Source organism: Pseudomonas sp. W5-36 (genome assembly GCF_046540455.1).
Taxonomy (GTDB): Bacteria; Pseudomonadota; Gammaproteobacteria; order Pseudomonadales; family Pseudomonadaceae; genus Aquipseudomonas; species Aquipseudomonas graminis_B.
In genome coordinates this window covers 48,475-74,218 of sequence record NZ_JAXCIQ010000009.1, presented here as the reverse complement: position 1 = coordinate 74,218, position 25,744 = coordinate 48,475, and the positions used below count along the sequence as shown (strand labels likewise).

23 protein-coding genes are annotated in these 25,744 nt (G+C 58.1%); 10 read left to right on the top strand and 13 right to left on the bottom strand.

Translation table 11 applies throughout. The features are described from left to right. Window positions 1-250: 250 nt before the first annotated feature. Entirely contained in the window at window positions 251-730 is a 480-nt protein-coding gene (locus tag SLW74_RS16230) for a DUF6882 domain-containing protein (RefSeq protein WP_410929505.1), read from the bottom strand. Window positions 731-1,867: 1,137 nt separating this feature from the next. Between SLW74_RS16230 and SLW74_RS16225 the strand changes: the two genes are divergently transcribed. The 6 genes from SLW74_RS16225 (at window position 1,868) to SLW74_RS16200 (ending at window position 5,585) form a co-directional block, all read left to right on the top strand. After that, entirely contained in the window at window positions 1,868-2,299 is a 432-nt protein-coding gene (locus tag SLW74_RS16225; protein WP_410929504.1) for a hypothetical protein, read from the top strand. After that, window positions 2,241-2,567 (top strand): hypothetical protein, encoded by a 327-nt coding sequence (locus SLW74_RS16220; RefSeq protein ID WP_410929503.1) that lies wholly within the window; start codon window positions 2,241-2,243, stop codon window positions 2,565-2,567. The genes SLW74_RS16225 and SLW74_RS16220 overlap by 59 nt, the downstream gene beginning before the upstream one ends. A gap of 63 nt (window positions 2,568-2,630) precedes the next feature. Continuing rightward, entirely contained in the window at window positions 2,631-2,960 is a 330-nt protein-coding gene (locus SLW74_RS16215; protein ID WP_410929502.1) for a hypothetical protein, read from the top strand. A 235-nt stretch (window positions 2,961-3,195) separates the two neighbouring features. Continuing rightward, window positions 3,196-3,996: a hypothetical protein gene (locus tag SLW74_RS16210; RefSeq protein WP_410929501.1), complete on the top strand. Its 801-nt coding sequence runs from the start codon at window positions 3,196-3,198 to the stop codon at window positions 3,994-3,996. Window positions 3,997-4,709: 713 nt separating this feature from the next. Next, window positions 4,710-5,195 carry a YrhB domain-containing protein gene (locus SLW74_RS16205; RefSeq protein ID WP_410929500.1) on the top strand — a complete coding sequence of 162 codons (486 nt, stop codon included), beginning with the start codon at window positions 4,710-4,712 and terminating at the stop codon, window positions 5,193-5,195. Between the two features lie 54 nt (window positions 5,196-5,249). After that, entirely contained in the window at window positions 5,250-5,585 is a 336-nt protein-coding gene (locus tag SLW74_RS16200) for a hypothetical protein (RefSeq protein ID WP_410929499.1), read from the top strand. A gap of 131 nt (window positions 5,586-5,716) precedes the next feature. Here SLW74_RS16200 and SLW74_RS16195 read toward each other — a convergent pair whose 3' ends face one another. The 3 genes from SLW74_RS16195 to sseB all read right to left on the bottom strand — a co-directional run bounded on the left by SLW74_RS16195 (window position 5,717) and on the right by sseB (window position 7,620). Next, the gene (locus SLW74_RS16195) at window positions 5,717-6,163 is read right to left on the bottom strand and encodes a GNAT family N-acetyltransferase (RefSeq protein WP_410929498.1); all 447 of its coding nucleotides are present in this window, start codon (window positions 6,161-6,163) and stop codon (window positions 5,717-5,719) included. Window positions 6,164-6,305: 142 nt separating this feature from the next. Further along, the gene (locus tag SLW74_RS16190) at window positions 6,306-6,746 is read right to left on the bottom strand and encodes a hypothetical protein (protein ID WP_410929497.1); all 441 of its coding nucleotides are present in this window, start codon (window positions 6,744-6,746) and stop codon (window positions 6,306-6,308) included. A gap of 82 nt (window positions 6,747-6,828) precedes the next feature. After that, window positions 6,829-7,620 (bottom strand): enhanced serine sensitivity protein SseB, encoded by a 792-nt coding sequence (gene sseB, locus SLW74_RS16185; protein WP_410929496.1) that lies wholly within the window; start codon window positions 7,618-7,620, stop codon window positions 6,829-6,831. A gap of 711 nt (window positions 7,621-8,331) precedes the next feature. Between sseB and SLW74_RS16180 the strand changes: the two genes are divergently transcribed. Next, window positions 8,332-11,043 (top strand): AAA domain-containing protein, encoded by a 2,712-nt coding sequence (locus tag SLW74_RS16180; protein ID WP_410929495.1) that lies wholly within the window; start codon window positions 8,332-8,334, stop codon window positions 11,041-11,043. Between the two features lie 348 nt (window positions 11,044-11,391). Here SLW74_RS16180 and SLW74_RS16175 read toward each other — a convergent pair whose 3' ends face one another. The 5 genes from SLW74_RS16175 to SLW74_RS16155 all read right to left on the bottom strand — a co-directional run bounded on the left by SLW74_RS16175 (window position 11,392) and on the right by SLW74_RS16155 (window position 15,897). Beyond that, the gene (locus SLW74_RS16175; protein ID WP_410929494.1) at window positions 11,392-11,769 is read right to left on the bottom strand and encodes a hypothetical protein; all 378 of its coding nucleotides are present in this window, start codon (window positions 11,767-11,769) and stop codon (window positions 11,392-11,394) included. Further along, window positions 11,766-12,740, bottom strand: coding sequence for a hypothetical protein (locus SLW74_RS16170; protein ID WP_410929493.1), 975 nt, complete (start codon window positions 12,738-12,740; stop codon window positions 11,766-11,768). Before SLW74_RS16170 ends, SLW74_RS16175 begins: the two co-directional genes overlap by 4 nt. Window positions 12,741-12,749: 9 nt before the next feature. After that, window positions 12,750-13,238, bottom strand: a complete 489-nt coding sequence (locus SLW74_RS16165; RefSeq protein WP_410929492.1) for an Hcp family type VI secretion system effector — start codon at window positions 13,236-13,238, stop codon at window positions 12,750-12,752. Between the two features lie 320 nt (window positions 13,239-13,558). Further along, window positions 13,559-15,043 carry a mechanosensitive ion channel domain-containing protein gene (locus tag SLW74_RS16160; protein ID WP_410929491.1) on the bottom strand — a complete coding sequence of 495 codons (1,485 nt, stop codon included), beginning with the start codon at window positions 15,041-15,043 and terminating at the stop codon, window positions 13,559-13,561. A gap of 92 nt (window positions 15,044-15,135) precedes the next feature. Then, complete coding sequence (locus tag SLW74_RS16155; protein ID WP_410929490.1) at window positions 15,136-15,897, bottom strand: SDR family oxidoreductase; 762 nt, start codon at window positions 15,895-15,897, stop codon at window positions 15,136-15,138. A 267-nt stretch (window positions 15,898-16,164) separates the two neighbouring features. Here SLW74_RS16155 and SLW74_RS16150 point away from each other — a divergent pair, with 267 nt between their 5' ends. The 3 genes from SLW74_RS16150 (at window position 16,165) to SLW74_RS16140 (ending at window position 19,310) form a co-directional block, all read left to right on the top strand. Beyond that, window positions 16,165-17,169, top strand: coding sequence for an NADP-dependent oxidoreductase (locus SLW74_RS16150; RefSeq protein WP_410929489.1), 1,005 nt, complete (start codon window positions 16,165-16,167; stop codon window positions 17,167-17,169). 136 nt (window positions 17,170-17,305) lie between these two features. Beyond that, window positions 17,306-18,649 carry a CDP-diacylglycerol--serine O-phosphatidyltransferase gene (gene pssA / locus SLW74_RS16145; protein WP_410929488.1) on the top strand — a complete coding sequence of 448 codons (1,344 nt, stop codon included), beginning with the start codon at window positions 17,306-17,308 and terminating at the stop codon, window positions 18,647-18,649. Window positions 18,650-18,653: 4 nt separating this feature from the next. Beyond that, window positions 18,654-19,310 (top strand): TetR family transcriptional regulator, encoded by a 657-nt coding sequence (locus SLW74_RS16140; protein WP_410929487.1) that lies wholly within the window; start codon window positions 18,654-18,656, stop codon window positions 19,308-19,310. Between the two features lie 229 nt (window positions 19,311-19,539). On the opposite strand, the gene SLW74_RS16135 is transcribed toward SLW74_RS16140, so the two are convergent. From SLW74_RS16135 to SLW74_RS16120, 4 genes are all read right to left on the bottom strand, one after another. Continuing rightward, on the bottom strand, window positions 19,540-23,121 hold the full coding sequence (locus SLW74_RS16135) for a molybdopterin cofactor-binding domain-containing protein (RefSeq protein WP_410929486.1): 3,582 nt from the start codon (window positions 23,119-23,121) through the stop codon (window positions 19,540-19,542). Beyond that, on the bottom strand, window positions 23,118-23,636 hold the full coding sequence (locus SLW74_RS16130) for a (2Fe-2S)-binding protein (RefSeq protein ID WP_410929485.1): 519 nt from the start codon (window positions 23,634-23,636) through the stop codon (window positions 23,118-23,120). Before SLW74_RS16130 ends, SLW74_RS16135 begins: the two co-directional genes overlap by 4 nt. 260 nt (window positions 23,637-23,896) lie before the next feature. Further along, window positions 23,897-24,355 (bottom strand): MarR family winged helix-turn-helix transcriptional regulator, encoded by a 459-nt coding sequence (locus SLW74_RS16125; RefSeq protein ID WP_065989299.1) that lies wholly within the window; start codon window positions 24,353-24,355, stop codon window positions 23,897-23,899. Between the two features lie 287 nt (window positions 24,356-24,642). Then, window positions 24,643-25,692, bottom strand: a complete 1,050-nt coding sequence (locus tag SLW74_RS16120; RefSeq protein WP_065989297.1) for a 2,5-dihydroxypyridine 5,6-dioxygenase — start codon at window positions 25,690-25,692, stop codon at window positions 24,643-24,645. Window positions 25,693-25,744 lie beyond the last annotated feature (52 nt).

Genomic DNA, 25,744 nt, shown 5'->3' with positions numbered 1-25,744 from the left:
TTTACCGCTATCTGCATGTCTCCACTGGCTGCCATGGGTCGAAAGCGGTCAGCCACGACCGGCTGCTTTCGACCCATAGCTGCCAGTGGCGCCAGGATGAGATCGGCTAGGAACAGTGATCCTGGGAATTGCGCGCAGTTGGGGATAGGCCCACGAGAACTGAGTCTGGTGAGCACTGCCTGGCTAAGGCCAGCTCAGCCCCCCGCTGCGAGGCGAATAGAATCAGGACTGGGTCAAGAAATTGCATGCATCAGTGCTTAATGCGCTTCAATTCGGTAATTGCCAGGTAAATCGTCGGTCCATCGGACGAAGAAGGTGCTCGGTAACAACCCACTGCTTTCAAGTGTTGAACCGCAAAGGCAGCAAGCTCCCACGCCATGGCTTCATCCTCGATAGAAAACGCCTCTTCGTCGCCAAACAACTCAAAACCCGTAATGGCTTGTAGCTCCTTGAGCGGCGACGCCCGCTCGCGAAGTTCATCAGGCACGGTGGGGTTACTCCAAGCCCATTTCCAGCTTGATTGCTTCGGTACAAAGGAGCCGATATTGATAATCAGCGCTTCGGCGACCTTCCTGTCCAGTTCATCGAAAAAGCTGAGGGAGGCGGTGTCCTGATCGAGCCACCAGCGCGCCATGCCCCCCAAACCGTACTGTTGCTGTAATGCTTCCTGCTTGCTCGTCAACGCGGCCATGGCCGTTTCAAGCAGCACCTCAAAATTGTCTTCCGACATCAAATATTCCTTGTTGATTAACGCCCGCGGGCCGTTGAACCCGGACGTCTATACGTAATTCGAGCGGTTTCTGCCTCATTGCATTGTCTGCTTTCTGGCCCATAGGCATAACCAACAGCTATCGACCCTAAGCTGACTGTGGCGACAGGTGGAAGTCGGACCCGAACAGGCATTCTAGAGGGGACATCATTGGGATAGCTACGAAGCACCTCATAGGTCAATCCAGCCTCAAAATATGAGGCTCTCCATTCGAGAGATCCTGCATGTGACTCGCACAGCAAGCGAGCGATACATCCAGCTTCACCCATTGAAATCTCTTCCACTTCCGCGATATCTCCAGGAGCCGCCTCCCGGGAGTTCAGCCAATCAGAGAGCACTACCTTTGCTTGGTCAACATCGATCAGCTTTATGATGTCGCCTTTGGAAAGTGTCATGACGTCTCGCCTAAACTTGTGCCGGTATCTGGTTTGTAAACGCGCTTGGAGATTTGCAAAAGGGCTGCTTTTGGCCGGTAGCTGCCGGTTCGGCTGGCTGGAGTTGCCCCGTGGTTGTGACTATGAGTACTTCCACACTGTTCACAACGGCTGCCGAATCAACGTCGCATCTGAGCTGGCGGAAGGTTTTTTGATTTGGTGGCTGCGTATTGGCTGAAATGATAAGCCTATTAACTACAGTGTCTCGGCTACGACCAAGGCTTTAGCCCTCTGCTGAATGTGATGCTTCTTCCTCCAATCGAATATCTTCCGCTGCTTCCGCGGCCTACCTAACGTGGATACCCCTGTGTGCCACTCACGCTAAACCTGGCTCCTTTCATGCACCCTTTCGTCGACAGGAAATAGTCATCACCCTGAAACACAACCGTCAAATACCTCTGTTCCAACAGGAACCGGAACACCGCACTCGGCCAAACACCCTCTGGCAAACCATCATTGATAGCAGCGATATCGGGCTGCATCCCCAGAACCAGAGAGGACCTCACCATGCGCGTGTCTGGCCAGCAACCCCCTCGTTTCGTCACCCTCCATCGAACTTCAGCAACGGTCAAACTCAACATCCGCCACCGGCCACGCTTCCGTGGGGCAGGGTCATCCTCAATCCGGTGAGGTCAGCGCAGCCGCGCTGACCCAAGCCCGTGAGATGAAGCATTTGCTCACGACCTACCTGAGCAGTCAGTTCCAGCCCTACAAGGATCGTCTGGATCCGGAATCGGGGCACCAGGAAGAAATCGATCAAATCATAGAGAGCCGCGTCAACAAGCTGATGGAGGAGAACATCTCGTTCCAAGAGCTTGGAACGTTGATGGAAAAAGCCGAGAAGATGGACCGCAACGCTTCAATGGTGTCGGGTACAGCTGGCGGCGTGCCTTTTGCGGTGGCGTCGTCGATTCAGGCGGCCATTCCGGTGATCACGGGAATCGGGGCAAACATACAAAACCCGGTGGCAAAAGCGGCAGCCCTGGGGACGATTTCACTCGCGGCAGCGTCAGTGATGGATCAGGGGCGGCGCTTCCATGAAGAAACTTCGAGAAGACGCCTACTACCTGCATGCGCCCGAGGACAAACTGCATGAGTCGTTGAACGTCGCCCTGAAGACTATCGATACCACCGCGAACCTGGCCATCCAGAACGCCAAAGAGGCGCAGACGTTCACGATCCGGAATGGCATCAGGACGGCGGTTGGCTCGGTGGTGGCGGCGATCAATCCGAAGGCCGAGCCCATTGTGGACACAGCCCTTGCTATTGCGGGTGGTCTCGCTGCCAGGACTGGTGCCGGGAACCTCGCTAACAATCGGCACCCCGACCAAGGAACTATTAGCCCCACGCTGCTGTTCGGATGAAGAGATGCCGAGCCCAAACAGGACCTGAGTCAGGAAACCCAATCGCTCGACGCGTTGAGGGCATTGCGGGACGCGAAAACCGTCGGTACGCCTCTCGCCAATGGAGCGGGACGTCTGGCCAACGCCAGCCGCAACTTGGCGAACGATCCGCTCCGCGCGGTATCGAGAACCGCGAAAGCTACTTTCACCCCTTCCGGTGCCGTCAATGTCGCCACGCTGACCGGTGGCTTCGCCGCGTCGGAAGCCGGTAAAGGCGCGGCGGTCAACGCCTTGAGCAAACAGCACCCGGCCTTGAGTTCATTGGCGAAACACGCCGTCAATACTGTGGGCGCCGCTGCTGTGTTCGGCGGCACCTGCCCCGCTTCAGGCTCAACCCTGGGTGCCGCGGGATAGTTCCTCGGTCGACGACGCATCCAGCTATCACACTGCGGCGTCGGGTTCGTCAGATAACGGATCCGTCTACCACACTCCGCCGCAAAGCCCGGTTTGAGTGAATCTTCGGACGGGGCCGTACTGCTGGCCATGCTTACACGCTTGGCCTACGCCGATTTCGTTTGCCCATTCAACGTAAAGCGTTTCAGGTTTTGAGAGCGCTGCCGATGATATTTTACAGCCCACGTAATTTGGGATGGCTGACAACAGGGAGCGTCTTATTTTGGTCATTTCAATTAACTCAAATGGACTTTCGGGTTCACAAGTTCTCAATGTGGCGACAGCCCCAACTGAATCAATAACGAAAAGCCAAACCTCAGTTGAAAAAGCTGCTGTTGATCGCCCCAAAGAGGCCCGTGGCTTTTCTTCGCTCTCTGTGCAGTTGAGTAAGAGTGCCGCGCTTGCGACTGAAAGGGATTCGAGTTTAAGCAGGAAGGAGCTTGGTGCGAAAGCGAGTGAGCTTTTGAGTAAGATTTCCGGCGACGGTTACTTTACCAACAAGAAAGCCAATGACGCTGAAGTGCCTGACACTCAAGATCCTGTGTTGTTGGCGCGTGCGAGCAATGCTACGCAATTTTTAAATGGCAGCGGCAAGAACCCGTTTGCTGGAATGTCGAGCGATCAGCTTTCACTGATTATTTATGATGATAGTGGAAGTTTTACGACTAATGAACGCCGCGCGGCGTGGAGTGAGTCATCTGATCAGGAATATGCTTGGCGGCAGAAAATCGTAGCCAGTTCGATCGCCGAATATAATGGGACGGGAAAACTGACAGATTTTTTTACTGCCGCACTCGACCACTACAATAATCTGCCCGCAATTGAGCAGGCCCAATACCCTAATAATTATGAGGCGAAGTTGCAGGGCTGGATTTCACTTGATTTCAACTACAAGACCAATACGGTTGAAGGTAAGGGTAGTGCTCTGGATGTGATGAATAAGGTTTTGGATTTCGACAAGGTGACGTTTGAGGATGCTAGTGGAAATGCGGCCTGATCACGACTCGCGACGATGACTGAGCCTGGCAGAACAAAAAAAACGTACCGGCATTAGCAGTGCCCTATCCGCTGCTGGTAAACCCCAGCGCGATTCTTTATAGGGATCCCAGCCTGAGCGCCACTTTAGGCGCTTGGCAGAGAAATTCGACCACCTGACCGTAGCGGTCATAGAGGACGCCGAGACGGAACCCGGTAACGGCGCTGTGGTGAACGCCTAACGAGTCCCCTCTGACTCGAACTCTCTCCAGTGAAACAGCCTCACTGGCAACCGGACCACAAATGCCGAGAACACGGCACCCTCCTCTACCAAGTCTCCGACAGGCAGTGCTCGGCGCAACCTCCGGTCAGCGGCGGCCCCTCCAGGGAGGCAGCGAGACCTGGGTCCGCATTTTTGGCGGCACCCGCCCCGCTCCAGGCTCAACCCTCGGTGCGGGCAGATGACTGCTCGGTTGACGACGCATCCAGCTATCACGCTGCGACGTCGGGTTCCTCAGATACCGTATCGGTCTACCACACTCCGCCGCAAAGCGCGGCTTGAGGGGGCGGACGATATTGCTTAAGTTCAGAAGCGTCCTACGTGATCGCGGGAAGGCGGGACCTAGGGCGGCCGTTTGGGTCATGAAATACTCAGTTTCCAAATTTCTTGCACTCGCTTAACCATGATAAAAAGCGAGCGGCGTCCCAAGCTGGGAATTGTCAGGGAGACGTTGAATGTTCTTTTGGCATATCGTGCCTTCGTGGCATCAGATCGAAGACCGAATAAGGCAGGAAATGGGCTACCAAGGTGGTGCTCAGTTTAGAAATCATTGGGGCGAACCTGCCCCGTCCCTTAGCCTGAATATCCGCCGTGTCGAAAGCGTCAGGTCTGCGTTTTATCAAGCTGAATGGCAGGCGGGCATTGCAGTTGTTGAGGACCTATTGATGTTCGACTATGAATATGCTCTGACTAAGGCGAAAGAGTATCTTGAGGATTCAGAGATACCCTTGCAGATTACGCATGAAGGTGAGTTCGCGGAGGGGTGGTTCTTTTGCTATCAGTCAGCTGAGTATTTACGAACTGGTGATTCGTCTGATCAGTTAGCGGGAAATAGCCCATTTCTGATTGACCGGAATACCGGTGAGTTGTTCGAATTGGGTACGGTTAAGCCTATAGCAGAGTACATTGACGAGTACCTTCAAGAGCGCTATCCGTCGTGACTATGCGGCTACATGACAGTCTCTACGAGTCACGTGGGTGTAGGTACAAAAGTGATGAAGCAAAAATACATAGCTGCTTTTTTGGTTCCTATCGGGGCTGTTAAACTCTTACGCGAGGATGGATGGGAGTTTGAGAGCTCTCAGCGACTATCTAAGGATATTGCAGAGCACTTGATTGAGGAATTGAAGCTCGACTTTGTCGAAATGTACTTAGGGATCAAAAGATACGTAGGCAACGCTATTAGTATGTCCATATTTCTTGACGACGATAACGAGGTGGAGAATATCTACTTTCAGGTATTCGGGCATTCGCTGAAAGCGCTCACAGAGCTATGCCAAGATCCCCGGGTGTCTTCTAAAGCCGAAATGTTCGTACCTGAAAAAGAATGAATATTGTCTACGGGCCCCAGCTCTACACACGTGTAGACGGAATTGAACTGAATCAGGGTCTCGCAGCCGGACATCGCGGATAGCTTAATGTCGCAACGTGAGGTGCCTACGCAGAGACATTCCCGGCAGAGTCAGATGTTGCTCAAGCACATCACGTGGGTGGCATGATCATCATCTATGCCCAAGAAGCCACACTTCAGATAAAACGCATCGCCAACAGCGGTATCGGTGAAAAGGCACACGCTCTGAAAGCGCTGCGCGGCATGTGCAACAAGCGCCTTTACCAACGTCTGTCCCACGTGATGCCGCCTTGATGAAGCGCTGACGTAGACCCGTCGCAACCTCGCCATGTTCTTGTCGGCGTAGGGATCAACTGAAAGGCCTCCGATGCCTATTAGCTGCTGGTTTCGATATGCGGCCATGAGGCATTCGCCGCGGGCATTGAAGCGATTGATCCCGGAGTCCCACTCGGTAATCAGCCGGGTCAGAAACCTGAAACCTTCTTCAACAGCCTCTTTTTCCAACACCGGAATTTGCGGGTGCAGATGGGTGATCAGTTGAATATCGACTTGGCCCATGGATCTTCCTTGATTGGGTGGAAAGCTATCTGGCTTAGGAGGCTCTTGAAGTGCATTGCTATTGGCAATGCAGGTAGCGGCTGGTCGATTCAGGAAGACCAGCGTTCAATTTGAGCTCGGCACCCTTCTTTAGAGTGAGGCGTCAGTACAGGCCTGTCGCGCTATCAGGCTCGCGAACCGGAACCTGGTGTACGCTCACCAAGCTGTAGTTCAGCATAAAGCCAACACCACCCTCGGACTCCATCACCTTAGCCACCCAGCCAATAGGATTGATGAACAAAGAGTTGTCGTGGTTGAGCACTCCTACAGCAGCAGTCGTCTCATCATAATCCCAAACGACATCGCCCCAGTGCCAGCCTTGCCCTTCTACGTACTGGTTACCTAGCAACGCTCCAAGCGCGTACATTTCCTCCTCGGACAGCGTTGTGCCAGTCGCTTTGCAATTGCGCACCCGCTCCGTAATCGCCGCAACCACATCGGCCGGCGCATCATCCCCAGTAAGGCCGAGTAAGGCGATTCCCTGGCGACTTAGCGCTTTGATCTGCTCTACCAACTCGGCGGAGACTTTGCTTATTTCAGCCATTCTTGTTCCTCCATTAAAAAACTGCACAGCCCAACCAAGATTTCGCAAGCCTGCTCTGCGCTTAGCCCAGGCTTGATCGCTGTCACGCTTTGCCAATACCAAGCAATGACCGCAGCCAGCCTGCCGACTTCCGTTCATAGAAAGGCGTTGTTTCCTTGAGGAAGTAATCGCTAAGGCCTTCCCCCCCTTCGGTCACGCGATAGAGGTCAACGGGTTCGCCATCCGGGGCGGTATCTCCGGCAACACTACCGGCTTCGCGCATGACCCGTTCAATGTCTCCGTCCGCTTCAATACCAATGATCAGATGAGGCTTTTGATCAACCGATGCGTCATGCATCAACGCCAGAAATGCACGTTTTACGTTGCGATGTTTGGCGAGTAACTGCGTGAGCGAATTGACCATCCTTGACGGGTATTGCGACGGCTGTCCGAGCAGTACGTTCGTGTTTTTTTCGACCGTGCGCTGCGCCGGCTTCTGGCCGATCCCGTCGGAGAGCAAATGGCGCACTTCCTCCGGCAAGAACTCTTTACCGTAAGGAGACTTTGGATTGAGGAAAAGCGGCGCGCCCAGTGTGATTTCAAACAGCGATCTTGCCGGGATCTCTACGTAGGACTCTTCGCTCTCTATGGATGCCTGGAGTGTTTGCAATGAAGAGAAAAACGGGATGACCGGGGAGCCGTCAGCTTTGTGCCAATTCGCGATGCTGATATCGCTACCCGCTTCGAGCGTGAAATGACCTTTGCCGGTCCCGGCAGTGCCAAGCACGTAGACGGTGGAATTCAACAGCGTCGTGAAAAAGTCAGGTCGATGGGCCGGTTCATCCGCCGCCATCCTGAGTGATTGTTCGAGGGTGTTTTCTTGCTGGGTATCCATGATATCCATCCGTGGTTCAATCAAAAATGAGCGCAAACAGCGCGTAGTTTTTCACGTGATTGTGAAAACAGGAAGAACAGTAAACGAATGAATCTGGGGCAAACGGCAGTGTAAGGAGCAGCGGACTCAGTCTAAGGCAAGTACGCCTATGGGCAGGCGATGATTAACCTCGAAGCTGCCGCAGCAGTGCAAACAGCTCCCATACAATGCTGTAGCCGGCCACGATACCCAAGTGCTGAGACCTGCAGCACTTGCCAACATTGATTCAAGGCTGGTAATCAGGGTCATGTTCCGTCCCTCAGCGGGTATATCACTTAACCTTATCGGTGAGCATTGATTTCGGTTGGTCCTGACTCGCCGTCGCCGCGCCGTTGCTGTGGCAAATTCACGGCAGCCTACCGCAGCCATCCAGCACCACAATGTTTAGTATCAGCGGCGAACCGCAACTGCTGCTCGCATCGCCCACCATCCCAAAGACCGAGTATTCGCGACAGATCGCTTCTGGCTGGTTCCCGCACTTCGCAACAGGCAGCTGTAGGTCAACAGCTGTCGCAGGCAATAGGTTTCTAGCCAGGTCGGAATACGCAAGATGAATAAACGCATAAACCGGCTATCGACCTTGGATGCAACGATGGCACTATGACCCCCTTAGGAGAAAGGTAACGTTCGGCGCAAAGCAAGCCGGACGTCATGCGCATAGGGACAGGGAAGATGGCTTCGATAAAGATGGATGGTGAGGACAAGACCGGAAAGATCAGCGATTGGACGATTCGCTGGAGCGACCAGTACAAAGCCCTGGAACTGACCTGTCACTTTCCTTCCAAAAAAAAATACACCCGCCCGCTCAGTAATTGCCAAGTTTCGCCCAGCCGCGACTTGACCAACGTATTGCTGCAAAAGCCCGGCAGCATGATAGCTACGCCCATTGCCAAGGCTACGATTTACGACGAGCGATACGCCGTAGTGCACTACCCGGGCGCCAAAAAGCCTTATGTCTACAAGATGGACAGCATCGGTTTGACCGCGCCGACAGCGATGAAGGAAACGCCGGTCTTCCGCTATATCACCGTCGTTGCGAATGCCCGGCGGGATCAGGCTGAGTCCAAGACTGATCGCGACATTGCCGACAATGTGGTGCGCCAGCTAAACAAACTTCCCGCCATCGCTGGTACGGCGTTGGATGCCTATTGTACGGGCCGCAACGGCACGCTGACGCCGGGTCAAGGGCTTATTTACCCGTTCGGGCTTAACGAGAGTCAGCTTCAGGCGGTCGAGCGAGCGTTCAGCGCGCAAGTGAGCGTGATCGAGGGCCCGCCAGGGACCGGCAAGACCCAGACAATCCTCAATATCCTGGCCAATATTTTGTTACGTGGGCAGACGGTAGCGGTGCTGTCGAACAACAATGCTGCCGTAGAAAACGTCTATGAAAAGCTGGAGAAGTACGGCCTGGGCCACTTGGTCGCCCAACTCGGGAACCAGAAAAAACGTGAGGCCTTCTTCGCTGACCTGCCTGCTTGGCCAACATGCGCGCACGAGCCTGCGCCGTCCCTGGAGGATATCCAAGCGTTGCTGACCCTCTTGAAGCAGCACCTGCAAGAGCACAACAGGGCGGCACAACTGCAAATTGAGCTGGACGAGCTGGTCATTGAGCGACGCCACTTGCAGCAGTGGCAAGCAGAAAGCGATGTGCAGCTCATAGGCTCGCTCGACAAGTACGGCCTGACACCGCGCAAGACTACTGACCTCATGGCCTACCTGGCTTACCTCGGCGAACAGCGCATTCATCTCAAAGACCGAGTCGAGCTGCTGTTCAAATTTAGAATCTTTCGCACCAAGCCATTCGCCAATAGCGAAGCGCGCATGGCTGTTTTCCAAGCATTGCAGATGCATTACTACGATGAGTCGCTTCGGCACAAGGAAGCGGAGCTCCGGGCGTGCCGTGAATCGTTGGCACGTGCGAACTTCACAGCCTTGCTGAACGAACTTACATCAGCGTCCATGCACCATCTGAAGCAGCATCTGCAACTTCAGGTGCCGCCGTCGGATAGCTTTGATGCCAAAACTTACTGCAAGCATTTCGACGTCTTTGTGAAGCGCTTCCCTATCCTTGGCAGCGGCACGCACTCGATCGTGAACTCCATCGCTCCGGGAGCAGTTCTCGACTACGTGATCATTGACGAAGCTTCTTTGCAAGACATCGTGCCAGGCATCCTGCCGCTAGGCTGCGCAAAGAATCTGATCGTTGTTGGAGACAACCGACAGTTGCCGCATATACCTGTGTCACTCGGGCTTCAAGCGCCCGCCGATGTCTACGATTGCGAGCGCTACAGCTTGCTGGATTCGTGCATTGCCGTGTTCCAGGACGCGCTGCCCAGAACTCTGCTGAAAGAACATTACCGCTGCCACCCCACGATCATTCAGTTCTGCAACCAGCAGTTCTACGACAACGCGCTGGTGCCAATGACAGAGGACAAGGGCGAAGACCCGTTGCGGCTGGTGGTCACAGCCAAGGGTAACCACGCCAGGACTAACACCAACCTTCGGGAATTGGACTCTCTGCTGAAGGTGCTTGAGGACGAGGGGGAGCCCGTCGGAGTGGACAGCGAAGGCCGCGGGTACATTGCTCCGTTTCGGGCGCAGGTCAGCCTTTCCGGCACGCACTTACCGACGGATTTCGTGAAGGACACCGTGCACAAGTTTCAGGGCCGCGAATGCGACGAAATTGTCTTCTCTACCGTCCTAGACAAGAAGCGCTACAACCAAATGCAAAAACGCCTGGATTTCGTCGACGATCCACGCATGATCAACGTGGCAGTTTCGCGGGCCAAACATCGCTTCACCCTGGTGACCGGCGATGAGGTATTTACTGACAACAATGGCCACATCGCTGCGCTGATCCGCTACATCAGCTATTACGCGCAAGGCGAGCATATCGTGCGCGCGCCCGTGGTATCGGCATTCGACTTGCTGTACCGCGAGTACGACCAGTCGCTCGCCCGCCTGGACGCCCGGCTTAGGGCTGAGGATTCGCGCTACAAGTCTGAGCAGATCATTGCTCAGTTACTGCGCGAGGCGCTGTCAGCCCCGCCCTATCAGGCACTGAAATATCACACCCAGATCCAGCTGGATCAGCTTGCATCGCCGGGTAGCCTCGACTGGACGGAGCGCCAGCGGGCGTTCATGAGGCGCGCCAGTTGCGATTTCGTGCTCTATTTTAAAGTAGGCAAGAAACCAATCGGGGTGATTGAGGTTGATGGGGGTTACCACGACCAACCTGTGCAGGCAGCTCGGGACGCTATGAAAAATGAGATTTTGGCCAGAAGTGGCATTCCGATTCTTCGGCTTCGGACAGTGGAAAGTGACATCGAGCGGAGAATTGACGACTTCATCGGGCAGTGGGCGAGTCCTACTCAGAGTGCCTAAGCGCTGCGGCGGCGGGGCCATTCGCCGCTGGTAGATTTCGATCCGAAGCTGCCTGTAGCCAGGCCGCAATCTGGTGGATCGAAAGGCAGTGAAGGTAATTGCGTCCCACACGAGACATCATTGCGCAGGTAAGGCTCAAGATTTGTCATTGGTTGCTTCAGTGATCGGATCGAAAGCAACAGCTGGTGAGGGATCGCTTTCGAGCCCTCAATATGAGACGGATTTACTTCACCCAGCAAATAAATCCGTTCCCCTTTACAACATCGCGAATGGCCAATGATCGCAACGCGGGGTTCCACGCTGCGACAGTTCCCGGCGCGCGCAAATGTGGCTAGTGGGGAGGCATAATCATTGACTGATCAGACGCGACGCTAGATTAAGAGCGATGAGACAAAGAATCAATACAGAACCCAAAGCGATGGGAACAACCAGAAGTTTTTTATAGTAACTAGGGAGGCGTCCAACCTCTCCAGCATCGACCAAACCTCGTTTAGCATGGATCTTTGGCATCATTACTACGGCAGCAATAACTCCACCCCGCATGACTTTTCCCATCAAACCAGCATTACCCCACACTTTTCGCGTATCACTCACATAAGAGCAGTTGGTCAGACGACTCTCGATAGCGTCAATATACTTATGGGCAATAAACGCTATTGAAAAACACACTAACGACAAAAGCAACAATACGATCCCGTTAGCCAAGCCAATCTGAATGCTATTCATTTTCCGAATTTACCGTATAAAACATCACCAAATGCTTCGCCGCCCGCTCCACCTAAGGCTCCACCGCCCATTCCTCCTAATGCCCCTCCGACAACTCCGCACGCGAGTGTACCCATTCCGCCAGTGGGAACACCAATGATTACGCAAGCAGCTCCTGCAGCAAAGCCGCCCACATATCCCATGAAACCAGCTCCTGCTAAACTTCCAACGAGAGAGCTGCTTTCAACATATTTTGCTCTTGTACACTGTTCCTCGCGTCCCACCGCGCAAGCATTTCGAATTGCCAGTGCGGTGGCGCCTACATCAAGCGCTGTCCCAATATAGGTGCCTCGTTTTACCCATTTAGCGGCCTGCGCCACCCCAGATACCTTGTCGGCGTATCCCGCGATTTCTCCGGCATGCAGATAGCTGTTGGTTGAGAGCCCGAGCATTCTTTTGATTGAGCCTTCGTTGCGAAGCCCGGACCCATATGACAGAAAATTATCCAGTTGCTTGTCAAGCTTCATGAATAGTTCTGTTCGCTTAGAGTAGAAAGTATCTCGTTGAGTCATAGTGCCGGAGCCCATGTGCTCCCGGTAAAGTTTTTCGATGGCTTGAAGCGATTTCTTGATCTCTTCCATATGCTTAGCCCAACCATCACTCGCAGCTCCTACACCCATGGACGTGTAGGATATCGCCTGTTTGAGCAGCTCAAAATTGTCGAGAAAAAAATCATCAGCTTCCACCCCATTGGTAAGCAATGCCGTATGCACCACGGCAGCCTTTGCCATCAGGAATGCTTCTTGAGCTGTAGACGACGGTGTTGAGGCATCGCCCACAATCACCAGTTCACCGGCAAGCACAACTCCGCCCGAGATGTGGGAGTTGAGGGCAACAAACTTAGCTTTAGTATTCTTGGGCAGCGGGATACTGGCCTTCAAAGAGTCGAAGGTCTGTGTTTTTGAGTTGATGAAGGATCGCACCTGGGCCATGGTCATGCCTCACGAATATTTTTTATTGTTGATGCGATCCCATCCCCCTGCCACGTTACCACCCGCGGTTCCATCGACACGTTTCTGCTGGGTGTAGGTGGTTTTGATTCGCCCGTAGTTGAGCTGTACGATTTCCATGGGGGTGCCGGAACTGGCGGTCTGGGTGTAATCGGCGATGATGACTTCTTCAAGTACCACCTCGTAGTATTTCAACTTGTCAGTGCCAGCGCGGCAGAGGACAAGCTTTACTTCCTTGAGATGCTGGCCAGCGCAACTGGCTTCTAGCAACTTGCAGCTAGCGCTGTCGAGGTATTTGGTAAAGGTGAAGTTGGTCATGGTAGTGCGACCAGATGAGGCGCCGCCTGAGGAACTTGCGGTTGCGGAGGTGCTTTGACTAACACCAAAATTATAGCCGGTAATTTCAATCCACTTACCGTACTTCTCGTCCAGCGCTTCGCCCGGAATATCCTCAATCTGAATAAAAGCGTCGAAAGCCATTTTTTTCACCTTTCCTTGGTAGCCCATCTGCTACACGTTAATTTGGCGTACAGCGCCACTACGACATCACCATAAACCATCAGTTCCCTCAGCAGAGTCAGCTACAGACAATGAAGGTACTTGAGCGCAAACGCCAGCTTGCCCAGAGCCCTTGTCCCCTTGTGCGAATACTCGGTGAAATCACCTTGGGCATCGATAACGTGTAGCAGGTCTTGTGATTCCAGATCTACCGTCAGCCTCGTTCGGCGACTTCATCGAGTGGCTTTCGCCAAGCGCCAATTGACCGCGACAGTGTTACTTCTCAGCAACCAGCAGGCTTATCAGCCATTCTTCCCTGCTCTTCTATCATCAGCCCCCTGCCCCCGCGTCACCTCAAACCGCCTGACATTCTTACGCAACCAACCCAGAAACCCACTGGCATCAGCCACCACAGGCTTGGCCTCCAGCATCGCCGCCCGCGCCTTCGCCCGAAACTTCGCCAACCCGGCCAACGCCCCAATCAACTCCGGATGCTCCGTCAGCCACGGCTCCAGATCCGCTTTGTCGATCCGGTAAATCATGCAGTCGGTGTACGCGCAAAAACGCGCCACCGTCGGGGTCGCGTCCAGAAAACCCGTCTCACCCAATAGCTCACCCGGCCCCATGCGCCCTACTTCCAGCCAGCCATCCGGCCGTTGCAGCGAAGCCGACACTACCCCGGACTCAATAATGAACAGCGCATCAGGCACCACGCCCTCGGCGAGCACGATGTCTTTCGCCGGATAAGCCCCCAGGCGCATGTGCTGTTCCAGCTGCGCGCGGTCGGCGTCGCTGAGCATGCGCATCGCATTGACGGTGTTGAGCACGGCAGACTGTCGCGTTGCGGGGCGTTGCTGGTCCTGGCGGGTTTCGGTGGACGCGAGCTGCCGGTGAATGAGGTCGAACAGTTGATTGCGCACCGCTGAACGCCGGTCCCGGGATTTCACGTAGCCGGTGACTTCGTACTCGACGATGCGCAGGCCGGACTTGACCACGACCGCCGATGGCGCGGGCTGGGCCAGTAATTCGCGGCAGCCGAGCAGCGCTTTCTCCAGGGAATCCAGCACCAGGCTGGGCCGCAGACGGATGGACTGCTCGATGGACAGGGTGACGGAGTGGAAATGGTCCGGTCGGCTGAAGTTGACGATGCGGGTCTTGGCGGCCATAGCGTTGGGGATCACGGCCATGCTGCCTTCGGCGGTCAGCAGGTGGGTGGAGCGCCAATCGATTTCGATGACCTTGCCTTCGATGTCATCGACGCGAATCCAGTCGTCCACCCGGAACGGCTTGGTCGCGTTGAGGACGATGCCGGAGAACACGTCGCCCAGCGTGCTTTGCACGGCAAGGCCGAAGATGATCGCCACGGCGCCGGAGGTGGCCAGCAGGCCTTTGACCGGCAGGTCGAGCACGTAGCCGGCCGCCGCCACTGATGCGACGAGAAAGATGATCGCGCCCATGACGTCTTGCAGCAGATGACCCTTGCCGCCGATCCGTGGCTCCATGACCACGACCGCGAGCACGGTCAGGGTCCGCGCGCCAAACAGCCACCAGGCGATGGTCAGAATGGTGGCCAGCACATGCCGGGGAACGGACCAGTCGGCGGGCACCGGATACAGCGGACTGAGCCCGCCATCCAGCAGCGCCATGCTGAACAGCACGAACAGCACAAGGCGGCACACAAGCTTGCGCCGCAGCCAGCGCGGGTGCAGCCATTGCCAGAGCGTGAGGTCGATGACCAGCAGCACGGCAGCGCTGATCAGCGGATAGGCGAACCACAAATGATCCATCGACGTTCCCTGAGGGTGGACAGCCCGTGGAGCTTAGCTGAATACCTCGCAGGGAGCGCCAGTGTGCTTTTTTGCTGAAAGGGTCTGATCGATCAGAACGCCGTGACGCCCCCGTCCACTGCCAGCGAGTGACCGGTGGTGAACGCGGCGCCGTCGCTGCACAGGTAGAGCACGGCGGCGGCGATTTCTTCGACTTTGCCGATGCGGCCGACCGGGTGCATGGTCGCGGCGAATTCGGCTTTGCGCGGGTCGGCTTCGTGGGCGCGGCGGAACATGTCGGTGTCGATGACCGCCGGGCACACGGCGTTGACCCGGATGTGTTTCTTGGCGTACTCGATGGCGGCCGACTTGGTCAGGCCGATTACCGCGTGCTTGGACGCGCTGTAGATGCTCATCTTGGGCGCCGCGCCCAGTCCGGCGACCGATGCGGTGTTGACGATCGCCCCGCCGCCCTGGGCCAGCATCAGCGGCAACTGGTGTTTCATGCACAGCCAGACGCCTTTGACGTTGACGCCCATGATCGCGTCGAACTCGGCTTCACTGCCTTCGGCGAGGCGGCCCTGCTCGATTTCAATGCCGGCGTTGTTGAAGGCGTAATCGACGCGGCCGTAAGCGTCCACGGCCTGGGCCATCATCTGCTGCACCTGGGCGTCCTTGGTCACGTCACACGGCAGAAACAGCGCTTCGCCTCCCGCCTGCCGAATCAACTGGGCCGTGCCCTCGCCGCCCGCGCTGTCCAGATCCACCACCAGCACCTTCAGGCCGTGTTCGGCGAACGCCAGCGCGGTCGCTCGGCCAATGCCTGCAGCGGCGCCGGTGACCAACGCAACCTGGCCGGAAAACGTCATGCTCATGGGATCGTCCTTTTTTGTACGTATTAATAGAAGGCTCGGCACATGCCGTGGTGGGCCGCAGCTTAGCGGTCGCGACACAATCGGCGTCAGCACTATCAGGAGGCCGGTTGCCGGGCCATTGGTGGCGATGATGATGACCCACAAGGGCCATCAGCAGCATGGATCGGCGGGCATTCGGTACAGTGGCATTCCTTGCTGTCCGGACCGTTACGGTCTATCACTGCTGCGATCCGTAAAACCTTCAGCCACCGCAAACGAGAGCCTGCCATGACTGCCTTGAACAACCGCCAATTCCTCCTTGCGCGCCGCCCGGTGGGTGCCGCCAGCCGCGAAGATTTCACCTTCCAGACCGTGCCCGTTGCCGACCTCGCCCCGGGACAGATCATGGTGAAAAGTGAATACCTGTCCCTGGACCCGGCCATGCGCGGCTGGATGAACGAGGGCAAGTCGTACATCGCACCGGTCGAGCTGGGTGCGGTGATGCGCGCGTTGGGTGCGGGCAAGGTGATCGAGTCGCAGCACCCGAAATTCGCGGTGGGCGATTACGTTCAGGGCGTGCTGGGAGTGCAGGATTATTTCGTCGGCGAGCCCAAGGGCTTCAACAAGGTCGATCCAAAGCTCGTGCCGTTGCCGGTGTACCTGGCGGCGCTGGGCATGACCGGCATGTCGGCGTATTTCGCCCTGCTCGAAGTCGGCCAGCCCAAGGCCGGTGACACCGTGGTGATTTCCGGCGCGGCCGGTGCGGTGGGCAGCATTGCCGGTCAGATCGCCAAAATCAAAGGCTGCCGGGTCATCGGCATCGCCGGCGGCAAGGAAAAGTGCCAAACGCTGATGGATGAGTTCGGCTTCGACGGCGCTATCGATTACAAGAACGAGGACATCCATGCCGCCCTGAAACGCGAATGCCCCAAGGGCGTGGACGTGTATTTCGACAACGTCGGCGGCGACATCCTCGATGCGGTCCTGACGCGCCTGGCGTTGAAGGCGCGGGTGGTGATCTGCGGCGCCATCAGCCAGTACAACAACAAAGAAGCCGTCAAAGGCCCGGCCAACTACCTGTCGCTGCTGGTCAACCGCGCACGCATGGAAGGTTTCGTGGTCATGGACCATGCGGAACACTTCGCCAAAGCCGGGATGGAAATGGCCGGCTGGCTGGCACAGGGCAAGCTGAAGAGCAAAGAGCACATCGTCGAGGGCCTGGAGACCTTCCCCGAAACCCTGCAGATGCTGTTCAAGGGCGAAAACAGCGGCAAGCTGGTTCTGAAGGTATGAGGTGAAGGCGAGACCGCAAGGGGTGAGCCGTCGCTGATAATCCGCTGAACAACTCACGGATAACGCTGCCAAAACCACCAGAGGGCGCACTCTGGTGTAAGCTCGTGCGCTGTTGATCCGACCCATCGAGAGGCTTATGCGGGCTCCCTTCCGACGTTCTACCCTTGCAGCGCTGCGCGGTTTTGAATCCTCCGGCACGGCGATCACGATTCTGCCGAGTGCCGCCGATTACCGGCAGACGCTGCTGGCAAAGATTGCCGCCGCCACCCGGCGGATTTACATCGTTGCCCTGTACTTGCAGCAAGATGAAGCCGGCCAGGAAATTCTCGATGCGTTATACGCCGCCAAGGCTGCCCGGCCGGCGCTGGACGTCGTGGTGCTGGTCGACTGGTTCCGCGCCCAACGCGGCCTGATCGGCGCCGGCAAGCAGGCCGGGAACTCGGCGTGGTATCAGGCGCAGAACCTGGAACACGACCAGGAAGTGCCGGTGTATGGCGTGCCGGTGCAAACCCGCGAGCTGTTCGGCGTGCTGCACCTTAAGGGCTGCGTCATCGACGACTGCGTGATTTACAGCGGCGCCAGCATCAATAACGTCTATCTGCACAAGCTCGGCAAATACCGGCTCGATCGCTATCAACTGATCGACAGCAGAGGCCTGGCGGACTCGTTCCAGCGCCTGGTGCAGCAGGATATTCTGCCGTCTGACGCCGTGCATCGCCTCGACCTGCCCTCGCCGCCCAGCTCACGCAGCCTGCGCGGGGAGATTCGTCAGTTCCGTCAGCACCTCAAGCGCGCCAGCTATGACGTCAACGACGGCGTGCGAGACAACGGTGGGTTCCGGGTCATTCCGCTGCTGGGCATCGGCAACAAGAACCCGCTGAGCAAAACCCTCTGCGACCTGATCGCCGCGACGAACGAGCAACTGACGCTGTGCACGCCGTACTTCAACATGCCGCTGGTGGTGAAGCGCGAGATCAACCGCGCGCTGAAGCGAGGCGTGAAGGTCGACATCATCATCGGCGACAAGACCGCCAACGACTTTTTCATTTCGCCGGAGGAGCCGTTCAAGGTGATCTCCGCGCTGCCGTATCTGTACGAGATCAGCCTGCGTCGCTTCATGCAGAAGCATCAGACGGCGATCGCCAAGCACCAGTTGAATATTCATTTGTGGAAAGACGGCGACAACACCTATCACCTCAAGGGCCTGTGGTCGGACGACCGCTACACCCTGCTAACCGGCAACAATCTGAACCCGCGGGCCTTTCAGCTGGACCTGGAAAACGCCGTGCTGATCGATGATCCCAAAGGCGAATGGCTGAAGCCGCGCGCGGAAGAGATTGCGCTGCTGATGCGCGATACCCATCGGGTCGGCAAGTTCGACGAGCTCGACACCCTGAGCGAATACCCGGTCGGCGTGCGCACCTTCCTGCGCCGTGTCAGCCGGGTCCGCGTCGAGCGCCTGCTCTACCGGATTCTGTAAGCCCATGGGCAAAAGCACCGGCGTGCGTGCGCAACAGGCCGATCAGACCCGGGCGCGCATTCTTCAGGCGGCGATCACGGTGTTCACCCGCGACGGCTATTCCGGCGGGCGCATCGAGAAGATCTCCGCCGAAGCCGAGTCCAACGACCGGATGATTTATTACTATTTCGGCAGCAAGGAGAAGCTGTTCGTCAAAGTGCTTGAGCACACCTACGAGCAGTTCAATCGCGCCGAAAGCCTGCTGTCACTGGACCCGTCGACGCCGGTGGAGACGCTGCGCCAGTTGGTCGCGTTCGTCTGGGACTATTACGTCAGCCACCCGGAATTCGTCGCCATCCTCAGCATCGAAAACCTGCACAAGGGCAAGCACGGGCGCCAGTCCGGTGAGCTGCGACGCCTGTCAGGCGAAGCCGTCGGCGTGCTCAGACCGATCATTGATGCCGGTCAGGCGCAGGGTCTGTTTCGGCAGGACCTCGACATCAAGCACGTGTATTTGATGATCGCGTCGCTGTGCTACTTCTATAACTCCAACCTGCACACCCTCAGCTCGTTCCTGGGTCAGGACATGGCCGCGGAAGGAGAGCGCACGGACTGGTTGGCGTTTATTCAGGACCTGGTGATGCGCGGGGTGGCGAAGGCCCCTCAGACGCCACACATCTAAATTGTGGGAGCGAGCTTGCTCGCGAAGAGGCCAGTACATCCGCCAGATATTTAGCGGTTGAAATGCAGTCTGTGGGAGCGAGCTTGCTCGCGAAGGCGCCGGTACATCCGCTGAATATTCTGTGGCTGAGATACCGCTTTCGTGAGCAAGCTCACTCCCACACGGACTTTATTCAGCACAGGTCCAGCGCAGTCCCTGAAGAGTAAGTAAATCCCTCAGGCTTACCCAATCAGTGCGTTCCGGGATTGACTTTCAAATGCGCCACCTTCTCTGACAACCCCGTCCACTGCGGCTCATTCGGCGCAAATCGGCTGCGCAGGTACGCCGCCAGGTCGCTGATCTGGGTGTCGGACAGGCTGTCCTTGAAGCCCGGCATGTAGCCCAGATCTGCCGTCGCCGGTTTGTCTATTCCCTGCTGAATCACCTTGATCAGATTGTCCGGCAGGGCGCTGTGGACGTTGGTGTTGGTTGCCAGCGAAGGGCTCACGCCAAACAGCTTCGGCCCCAGACCGTCGGCATGACACCCCTGGCACGAGCCTTCGAACACCCGCTGGCCATTGCTCAACGACTGGGGCGAAACGCTGGGCATCTCTGCCAGACGAGTCGCCGTCGCCGGACGGGCATCAGCGCTGCCGGACGCCGGCTCATTCAACGCCGCCAGATACACCGCAATCGCCCGCACGTCACTCTTCGGCAGTTTCGCCAGTTCCGAGACTACCGGCCCCATCGGCCCAGCGGCCACACCGTGGGCATCGGAATACCCGCTGCTCAGGTAGTTGAACAACTGACCCTCGGTCCACGGCGTCGGCGCTTTCGACAGGCTGTTGAGCGCCGGCGCTTCCCAGCCGTCCACCGTGCCGCCCGCAAGAAACGACGTGCCGCCCTTCTCCGCCCCCAGCAGACCCCGGGGTGAATGACACGCTGCGCAATGCCCCAATCCATTGACCAGATACTGACCGCGATTCCACTGCGCGCTTTGCTGGGGCTGCGTCTGCACCTCGCCTTTGCGCAGGTACAAGGCATTCCAACCGGCCATCAACGGTCGCACATTGAAGGGGAAACGCATGTCATTGGCCGGTTTAACCTGCTTCACCGGTGTCTGCGACATCAGGTACGCGTACAGCGCCTGCATGTCGGCGTCTTCGATATTTCTGAAAGCCGTGTAGGGAAACGCCGGATAAAGGTGTTTGCCATCGCGACTAATGCCGTCACGCATCGCCCTTTCGAACGCCGGATAGGACCAGTTGCCGATGCCGGTCTCCGGGTCCGGGGTGATGTTGCTGCTGTATAAAGTGCCGAACGGCGTCTGCATCGCCAGCCCGCCGGCATTGCTGGCGCCATTCGGGGCGGTGTGGCAGACCGCGCAATCGCCGACCGCTGACAGCAATCGCCCGCGCTCTAGGGTCGCCGCCGACCAGGTGCCCGATGAAGGCGGCGTGATCGGCGCGATTTCCCCACGCCAGGGTAATGCGGTCGCGGCCATGCCCAGCAGCGCACCGAACGCTGCGAACAACGAACCGAACAGCCATTTCGAACGTTTGGCTTTCGGCGATTGCGGGGGTTGGCTATTGGCCTGCGTGCCTGCGCTGTTCAGCGCGGCAAGAATGCGTTCCGCCGTCATCGGCAGCTCGCGAAAGCGAATCCCGGTCGCGTCGTACACAGCATTGGCGATGGCCGCCGCGCTCGGCACCGACGCTGACTCCCCGGCGCCCATGGGCGGCTCGGCCTGGCGCGGCATCATCATGACGTCGACTTTCGGCACTTCCGGGAACGTCAGAATCGGGTAGCCGCCCCACTCCTTGCTCGCCACCGTGGACTCCTCGAACGTCACCCGTTCCTTGAGCACGCGGCTGGTGGACTGAATGACGTTGCCGTGAATCTGGTGCTGCACGCCGGCCGGATTGACCATCATGCCGGCGTCGTGGCCGATCACCACGCGGGTCACCGACACATCGCCGGTGTGCTTGTCGATTGCCACGTCCGCGACCCATGCCGCCCAGGCCGCGCCGAAGCCGGGAAACTTGCTGTGGATGTAGCGCGCGTAAGCAAAACCGCGCCCGCGCAAGAGGCCGTCTTCTTCCGGGATCTGCATCGGTTGGGTACGCGGCGCCCAGTCGGCCCGGGCGGCGGTGGCACGAACCAGTTCAGCAGCGCGCTCGTCGTGCAGATACCGAAGCCGGTACTCGACGGGGTCGACGCCGGCCGCGAAAGCCAACTCGTCGATGTAGGACTCGTGAGCGAAGGTATTGGGAAGTGCCGACACCCCGCGCATCCACGATGCCCGCACAATCGGCGCCATGTCGTGAATGGTGACGCGCATGTGCTCGAAGTCGTAGGGCGGGATCGAAGTGCGATCGCCCATTTCAAACATCGTCGCCACCGGTTCCACGCGCCCGGTCAGCAGCAGGGCCAGAGTCGGCGAGTTGTTCGACGGGTAGCGGGTGCTGAAGTCGTAACCGGCGATGCCGCCATCGGCATTAATCCCGCCGTCGACTTCCATCAATTGAGCGGTGCCTTTCGGCTCCCAGGCATGTTCCTGCTCACGGGTCAGTTGCACGCGCACCGGCCGGCCCACGGCGCGGGACAGCAGCACCGCGTCGGCGCACACGTCGTCAGCGCAGTTGCGCCCGTAACAGCCCGCCGCTTCCATGCGGATGATGTCGATGCGCTCTTCCGGGTATTCCAGCAGCCAGGCCAGATCGGCGCGCAGCATGTGAGGGTTCTGCGTGCCGGACCAGACCCGAATGCCATCTTCGCTGTAGTCCGCCAGCCCGCACGAAGGTCCGATGGAGCCGTGAATCTGGTAGGGCCACAGATAGGTTCGCGTCATCCGCTCGCTGGCCTGAGCCAACGCCTCTTCGACATTGCCCTGATCGAGCACCACGCGCTGAATGCTCGGGTTGTCGCGAATCGCCTGCTCGATGTTGCTCATGTTCGGCAAATTGTGCTGCCAAGGCTTCCACGTGACTTTGAGTTCGCGCGCCGCCTTCGCCGCCTGCTCTTCGCGCATCGCGACGATGCCGACGAAGTCGCGAATGACCAGCACGCGGACGATGCCGGGAATGTGTGCGATTGAAGATTCGTCCACCTCCAGCAGGCTCGTGCCGACGAAGTCTCCCGTGTCGTAACCGGCATAGGGCGGACGTACGACGCGGCCGTGGAGCATGTCCGGCAAACGCATGTCGTGCACGTAGGTCAATTCGCCGGTGGCCTTGCCCGGAATGTCCACGCGGGCGGCGCCCTGCCCCACCAGTTTGTAGTCCTCCAGCCGCTTGAGTGGCGCATTGCCGGAGATGCGCAGTTCGACACGCTGATCGACCAGCAGTTGGCCAAAGGTCAGTTCGCGACCGTCCTGCGCCTTGATCGCCCCGCTTTCAATCACCAACGATTCCACAGCGACCGCCCAGCGCTGTGCGGCCTGCTGCAGCAGGTACCGCCGGGCCTCGGCGGCGGCATTGCGCAGCGGAATGGCGGAAATCTGCAGCGTGGCGCTGGCGATGGTCGCGCCCTGATTCGGCGCACGCTCGGTGTCCCCCAGAATCATCGTCACCTGATCCATCTGCAGGTCCAGCTCTTCGGCGACGATCTGTGTCAGCGAGGTGCGGATGCCGGTGCCGAGGTCGACGTGGCCGTTGAAAGCGTAGACGCGGCTGTTCTGATCGATGGCGATGAACAGCCCCAGCTCCATGGGCCGGACCGTGGGCGTGCCGCCTTTGGCCACCGGACCGGACGGCGGCAGGATCTCGTCGACGATCAACAGCACGCCGTTTTGGGCGAGCAATTCATCGCGCGTGGGCAAAGTCTGGGTCATTGGACGGGATCCGGGCTGGGCTGATGACGCGCGGCACGCATGACCGCACTCAGGATTTCCAGGTGCGTGCCGCAGCGGCACAGGTTGGCCGACAGTTCGTTGCGGATCTGCGCTTCGGTGGGGTGCGGGTTGCGGTCGAGTAACGCTTTGGCGGTCATGATCATGCCGTTCATGCAGTAGCCGCATTGCGCGGCCTGTTCGTCGATGAAGGCTTGCTGCACCGGGTGGGGGCGGTTTCGCGAGCCGATGCCTTCCAGCGTGGTGATCTCACGCCCTTGTGCGCCCGCCAGCGGAAACACACAGGAACGTGCGGCGACGCCGTCGATGATCACCGTGCAGGCGCCGCACTCGCCCAGGCCGCAGCCGTATTTGGGGCCATTAAGGTGCAGGTCATTGCGCAGGATTAGTAACAGCGGCGTGTCAGGCATTGCCGTGACGCGTGTGGCCTGACCGTTGACGTTCAGGGTCACGGTCTTCTCCGCCGCCCGCTGCAGCTCGCTCGTGTCAGCCTTCATGTGTTACCCGCTGTAGCTTGCATTTGATGAAGTGATTACTTCATGAAACAGGAGCAGGAAGCATGCCAGCGAAGAAAAGGCTGTAGGACGTTGGAGTTTTGGGGGTGGGTTCAGTCGTTTCGACGTCGCGATTTGGCCGACTGAACATCGTCCATGTGGGAGTGAGCTTGCTCGCGAATGCAGTGGATCAGGCACATAAATGTCGCGGGCAGACCGTGTTCGCGGGCACGCGCGCTCCTAAAGGGGCGCGTCAGCCGGCGTTATTCATCGCCCTCATCGATCAGTTTGCGCAGCAGAAACAGCACGGCCACACGCTCGGCAGGATTGAGTTTGCTCAGGGTCAGCTCACTGATCTGCGCGGCGCGGGGCACGGTTTCCTGCACTAGATGCAGGCCACTGTCGGTCAGGCTGCAGATGACTTTGCGGCGATCCTGCGGGTCCGGCTCAAGGCTGATCAGGTCCCGGGCTTTCAGGCGATCGACGATGCCGCGAATGGTGGCCTGGTCCACGGCGGTGGCCTTGACCAGCTCGGTCTGGGAGCTGGGGCCGTGATCGCGCAGCGCGCACAACGTCACGAATTGCACCGCCGTGAGCTGCGAATCACCGACGTTCTGCTGGAAGATCGCCAGATGCCGCTGATAGGCCTTGCGCAGCAAATGGCCCACTTGCTCGGAGAAGGTGTAGGACGAGTTATTGTTGGAAGGGTTGTCAGTGGACACGGATGGCTCGTTCGGCAGGATCTGGGAAGTGGTGGCTACAGTAACGTTTGCGGGGGTTGAGGGGAATCTTCGGAACGAGCGTGTTTTATTGCGCCAGAGATGCGCGTATGGATAAGGCGATATCGACTGTAGGAGCGTGGCTTGTCCCGCGATCTGGCGCGCAGCGGCAGTGATATTGCCAACGCGGTGCGTCAGTAAGAGCGCGATTGTCGGGTTTAGGGCTGCTGCGCAGCCGATCGCGGGACAAGCCACGCTCCTACAGGTCCGCGGTGGGATGTATATCTGCCTCAGGCCCTTGAAGCCTCGGGGGCCACCACTTCCCCCGCCAGCACCACGGCCTGGTCGTCCAGATATATGTCACAACGGCGCAGCGGGATATCCAGGTGACACGGGGTTTTGCGGGTGCCGCCGACCTCGGTATTCGGCCCCGTGGAAAACAGGAAATTGCCGTAGAAAGCCCGGGCGTCCATGCACATGCCGTCGTTCTTGTCGTGCAGGCCCATGGCCGTCCATTGGGCGCGGGGTTGCAGGCCCCAGCCGATGTGGGAAATGCCGTAAACCTCCGGATCATTGAAGTACTTCAGGTATTCGCGCAGGTACTCCGCCTCGAATCCACCGTGAATCCCGGTGATAAAACCCTTGTCGATTTCCAGCGTGATTTGCTCGCGGGAATAGGTCTTGAACGGCAGCACAATGTCGCCGACATCAATGACCAGCGTGCCCTCGGCGGTCTCTTCGTTGGGCCAGGAAAACAGGAAGCCGCTGGGCCAGTGATCCCAACGGCCCGGCTCGTCGGCGAAACCGTATTCGGTGACGGAAGGGTATTGCCCCAGTTGCGCACGGAAATCGCTGCCGGCGCGGGACTTCACCTGAATCGAGCGCGCCGCTTTCAACACCTGTTCGGCGGCCAGCACCCGCTCCTTGTCGGCCACTGTCGGCAGCATCCGCGCCAGCACTTCAGGGGGCTCGACCGCCAGCAGGATCCGCGTGCCGGTCTTGAGGATCTGCTCCTGCTCCGGCGAGTGCAGCAGCATCATCGTGTCGACGATCAGGTCAGCCGCCTCCAGGGCACGTTGCGCCGCGATGTTGCCGGTCAGCGCGGTGTCGCCGCAGTAGGCGGTCATGTCATTGCCCATGGCTTTGGGGTGATTAAACGACGGCAGCTCGACCGCATACACCTTCGCGCCAAGGCGTTGGGCGGCGTCCATGGCCGCGCGCACCGTGCGCCCATCGGAGTAGTGGCTCTTGAGCACCGCCACGCTCTGGGTCGCGTCCACTTTCGACAGTTTCAGCACGTGTTCGAACATCTGGGTCAATTCGCAATCGCTAACCGGCATCTCTTCTCTCCTCTCGGGGGATGACCGGTCGGATGCACCATTGCAAGGCGTC

Excerpts from the sequence above, each read along its gene's own strand:
- SLW74_RS16195 (WP_410929498.1), bottom strand. The coding sequence starts at position 6,163 with ATGGGCCAAGTCGATATTCAACTGATCACCCATCTGCACCCGCAAATT.
- SLW74_RS16190 (WP_410929497.1), bottom strand. The coding sequence starts at position 6,746 with ATGGCTGAAATAAGCAAAGTCTCCGCCGAGTTGGTAGAGCAGATCAAA.
- pssA (WP_410929488.1), top strand. The coding sequence starts at position 17,306 with ATGCGGGCTCCCTTCCGACGTTCTACCCTTGCAGCGCTGCGCGGTTTT.
- SLW74_RS16120 (WP_065989297.1), bottom strand. The coding sequence starts at position 25,692 with ATGCCGGTTAGCGATTGCGAATTGACCCAGATGTTCGAACACGTGCTG.
- SLW74_RS16200 (WP_410929499.1), top strand. The coding sequence starts at position 5,250 with ATGAAGCAAAAATACATAGCTGCTTTTTTGGTTCCTATCGGGGCTGTT.
- SLW74_RS16160 (WP_410929491.1), bottom strand. The coding sequence starts at position 15,043 with ATGGATCATTTGTGGTTCGCCTATCCGCTGATCAGCGCTGCCGTGCTG.
- SLW74_RS16180 (WP_410929495.1), top strand. The coding sequence starts at position 8,332 with ATGGCTTCGATAAAGATGGATGGTGAGGACAAGACCGGAAAGATCAGC.
- SLW74_RS16150 (WP_410929489.1), top strand. The coding sequence starts at position 16,165 with ATGACTGCCTTGAACAACCGCCAATTCCTCCTTGCGCGCCGCCCGGTG.
- SLW74_RS16135 (WP_410929486.1), bottom strand. The coding sequence starts at position 23,121 with ATGACCCAGACTTTGCCCACGCGCGATGAATTGCTCGCCCAAAACGGC.
- SLW74_RS16175 (WP_410929494.1), bottom strand. The coding sequence starts at position 11,769 with ATGAATAGCATTCAGATTGGCTTGGCTAACGGGATCGTATTGTTGCTT.
- SLW74_RS16220 (WP_410929503.1), top strand. The coding sequence starts at position 2,241 with ATGAAGAAACTTCGAGAAGACGCCTACTACCTGCATGCGCCCGAGGAC.
- SLW74_RS16210 (WP_410929501.1), top strand. The coding sequence starts at position 3,196 with ATGGCTGACAACAGGGAGCGTCTTATTTTGGTCATTTCAATTAACTCA.
- SLW74_RS16230 (WP_410929505.1), bottom strand. The coding sequence starts at position 730 with ATGTCGGAAGACAATTTTGAGGTGCTGCTTGAAACGGCCATGGCCGCG.
- SLW74_RS16130 (WP_410929485.1), bottom strand. The coding sequence starts at position 23,636 with ATGAAGGCTGACACGAGCGAGCTGCAGCGGGCGGCGGAGAAGACCGTG.
- sseB (WP_410929496.1), bottom strand. The coding sequence starts at position 7,620 with ATGGATACCCAGCAAGAAAACACCCTCGAACAATCACTCAGGATGGCG.
- SLW74_RS16155 (WP_410929490.1), bottom strand. The coding sequence starts at position 15,897 with ATGAGCATGACGTTTTCCGGCCAGGTTGCGTTGGTCACCGGCGCCGCT.
- SLW74_RS16225 (WP_410929504.1), top strand. The coding sequence starts at position 1,868 with ATGAAGCATTTGCTCACGACCTACCTGAGCAGTCAGTTCCAGCCCTAC.
- SLW74_RS16165 (WP_410929492.1), bottom strand. The coding sequence starts at position 13,238 with ATGGCTTTCGACGCTTTTATTCAGATTGAGGATATTCCGGGCGAAGCG.
- SLW74_RS16170 (WP_410929493.1), bottom strand. The coding sequence starts at position 12,740 with ATGGCCCAGGTGCGATCCTTCATCAACTCAAAAACACAGACCTTCGAC.
- SLW74_RS16140 (WP_410929487.1), top strand. The coding sequence starts at position 18,654 with ATGGGCAAAAGCACCGGCGTGCGTGCGCAACAGGCCGATCAGACCCGG.
- SLW74_RS16205 (WP_410929500.1), top strand. The coding sequence starts at position 4,710 with ATGTTCTTTTGGCATATCGTGCCTTCGTGGCATCAGATCGAAGACCGA.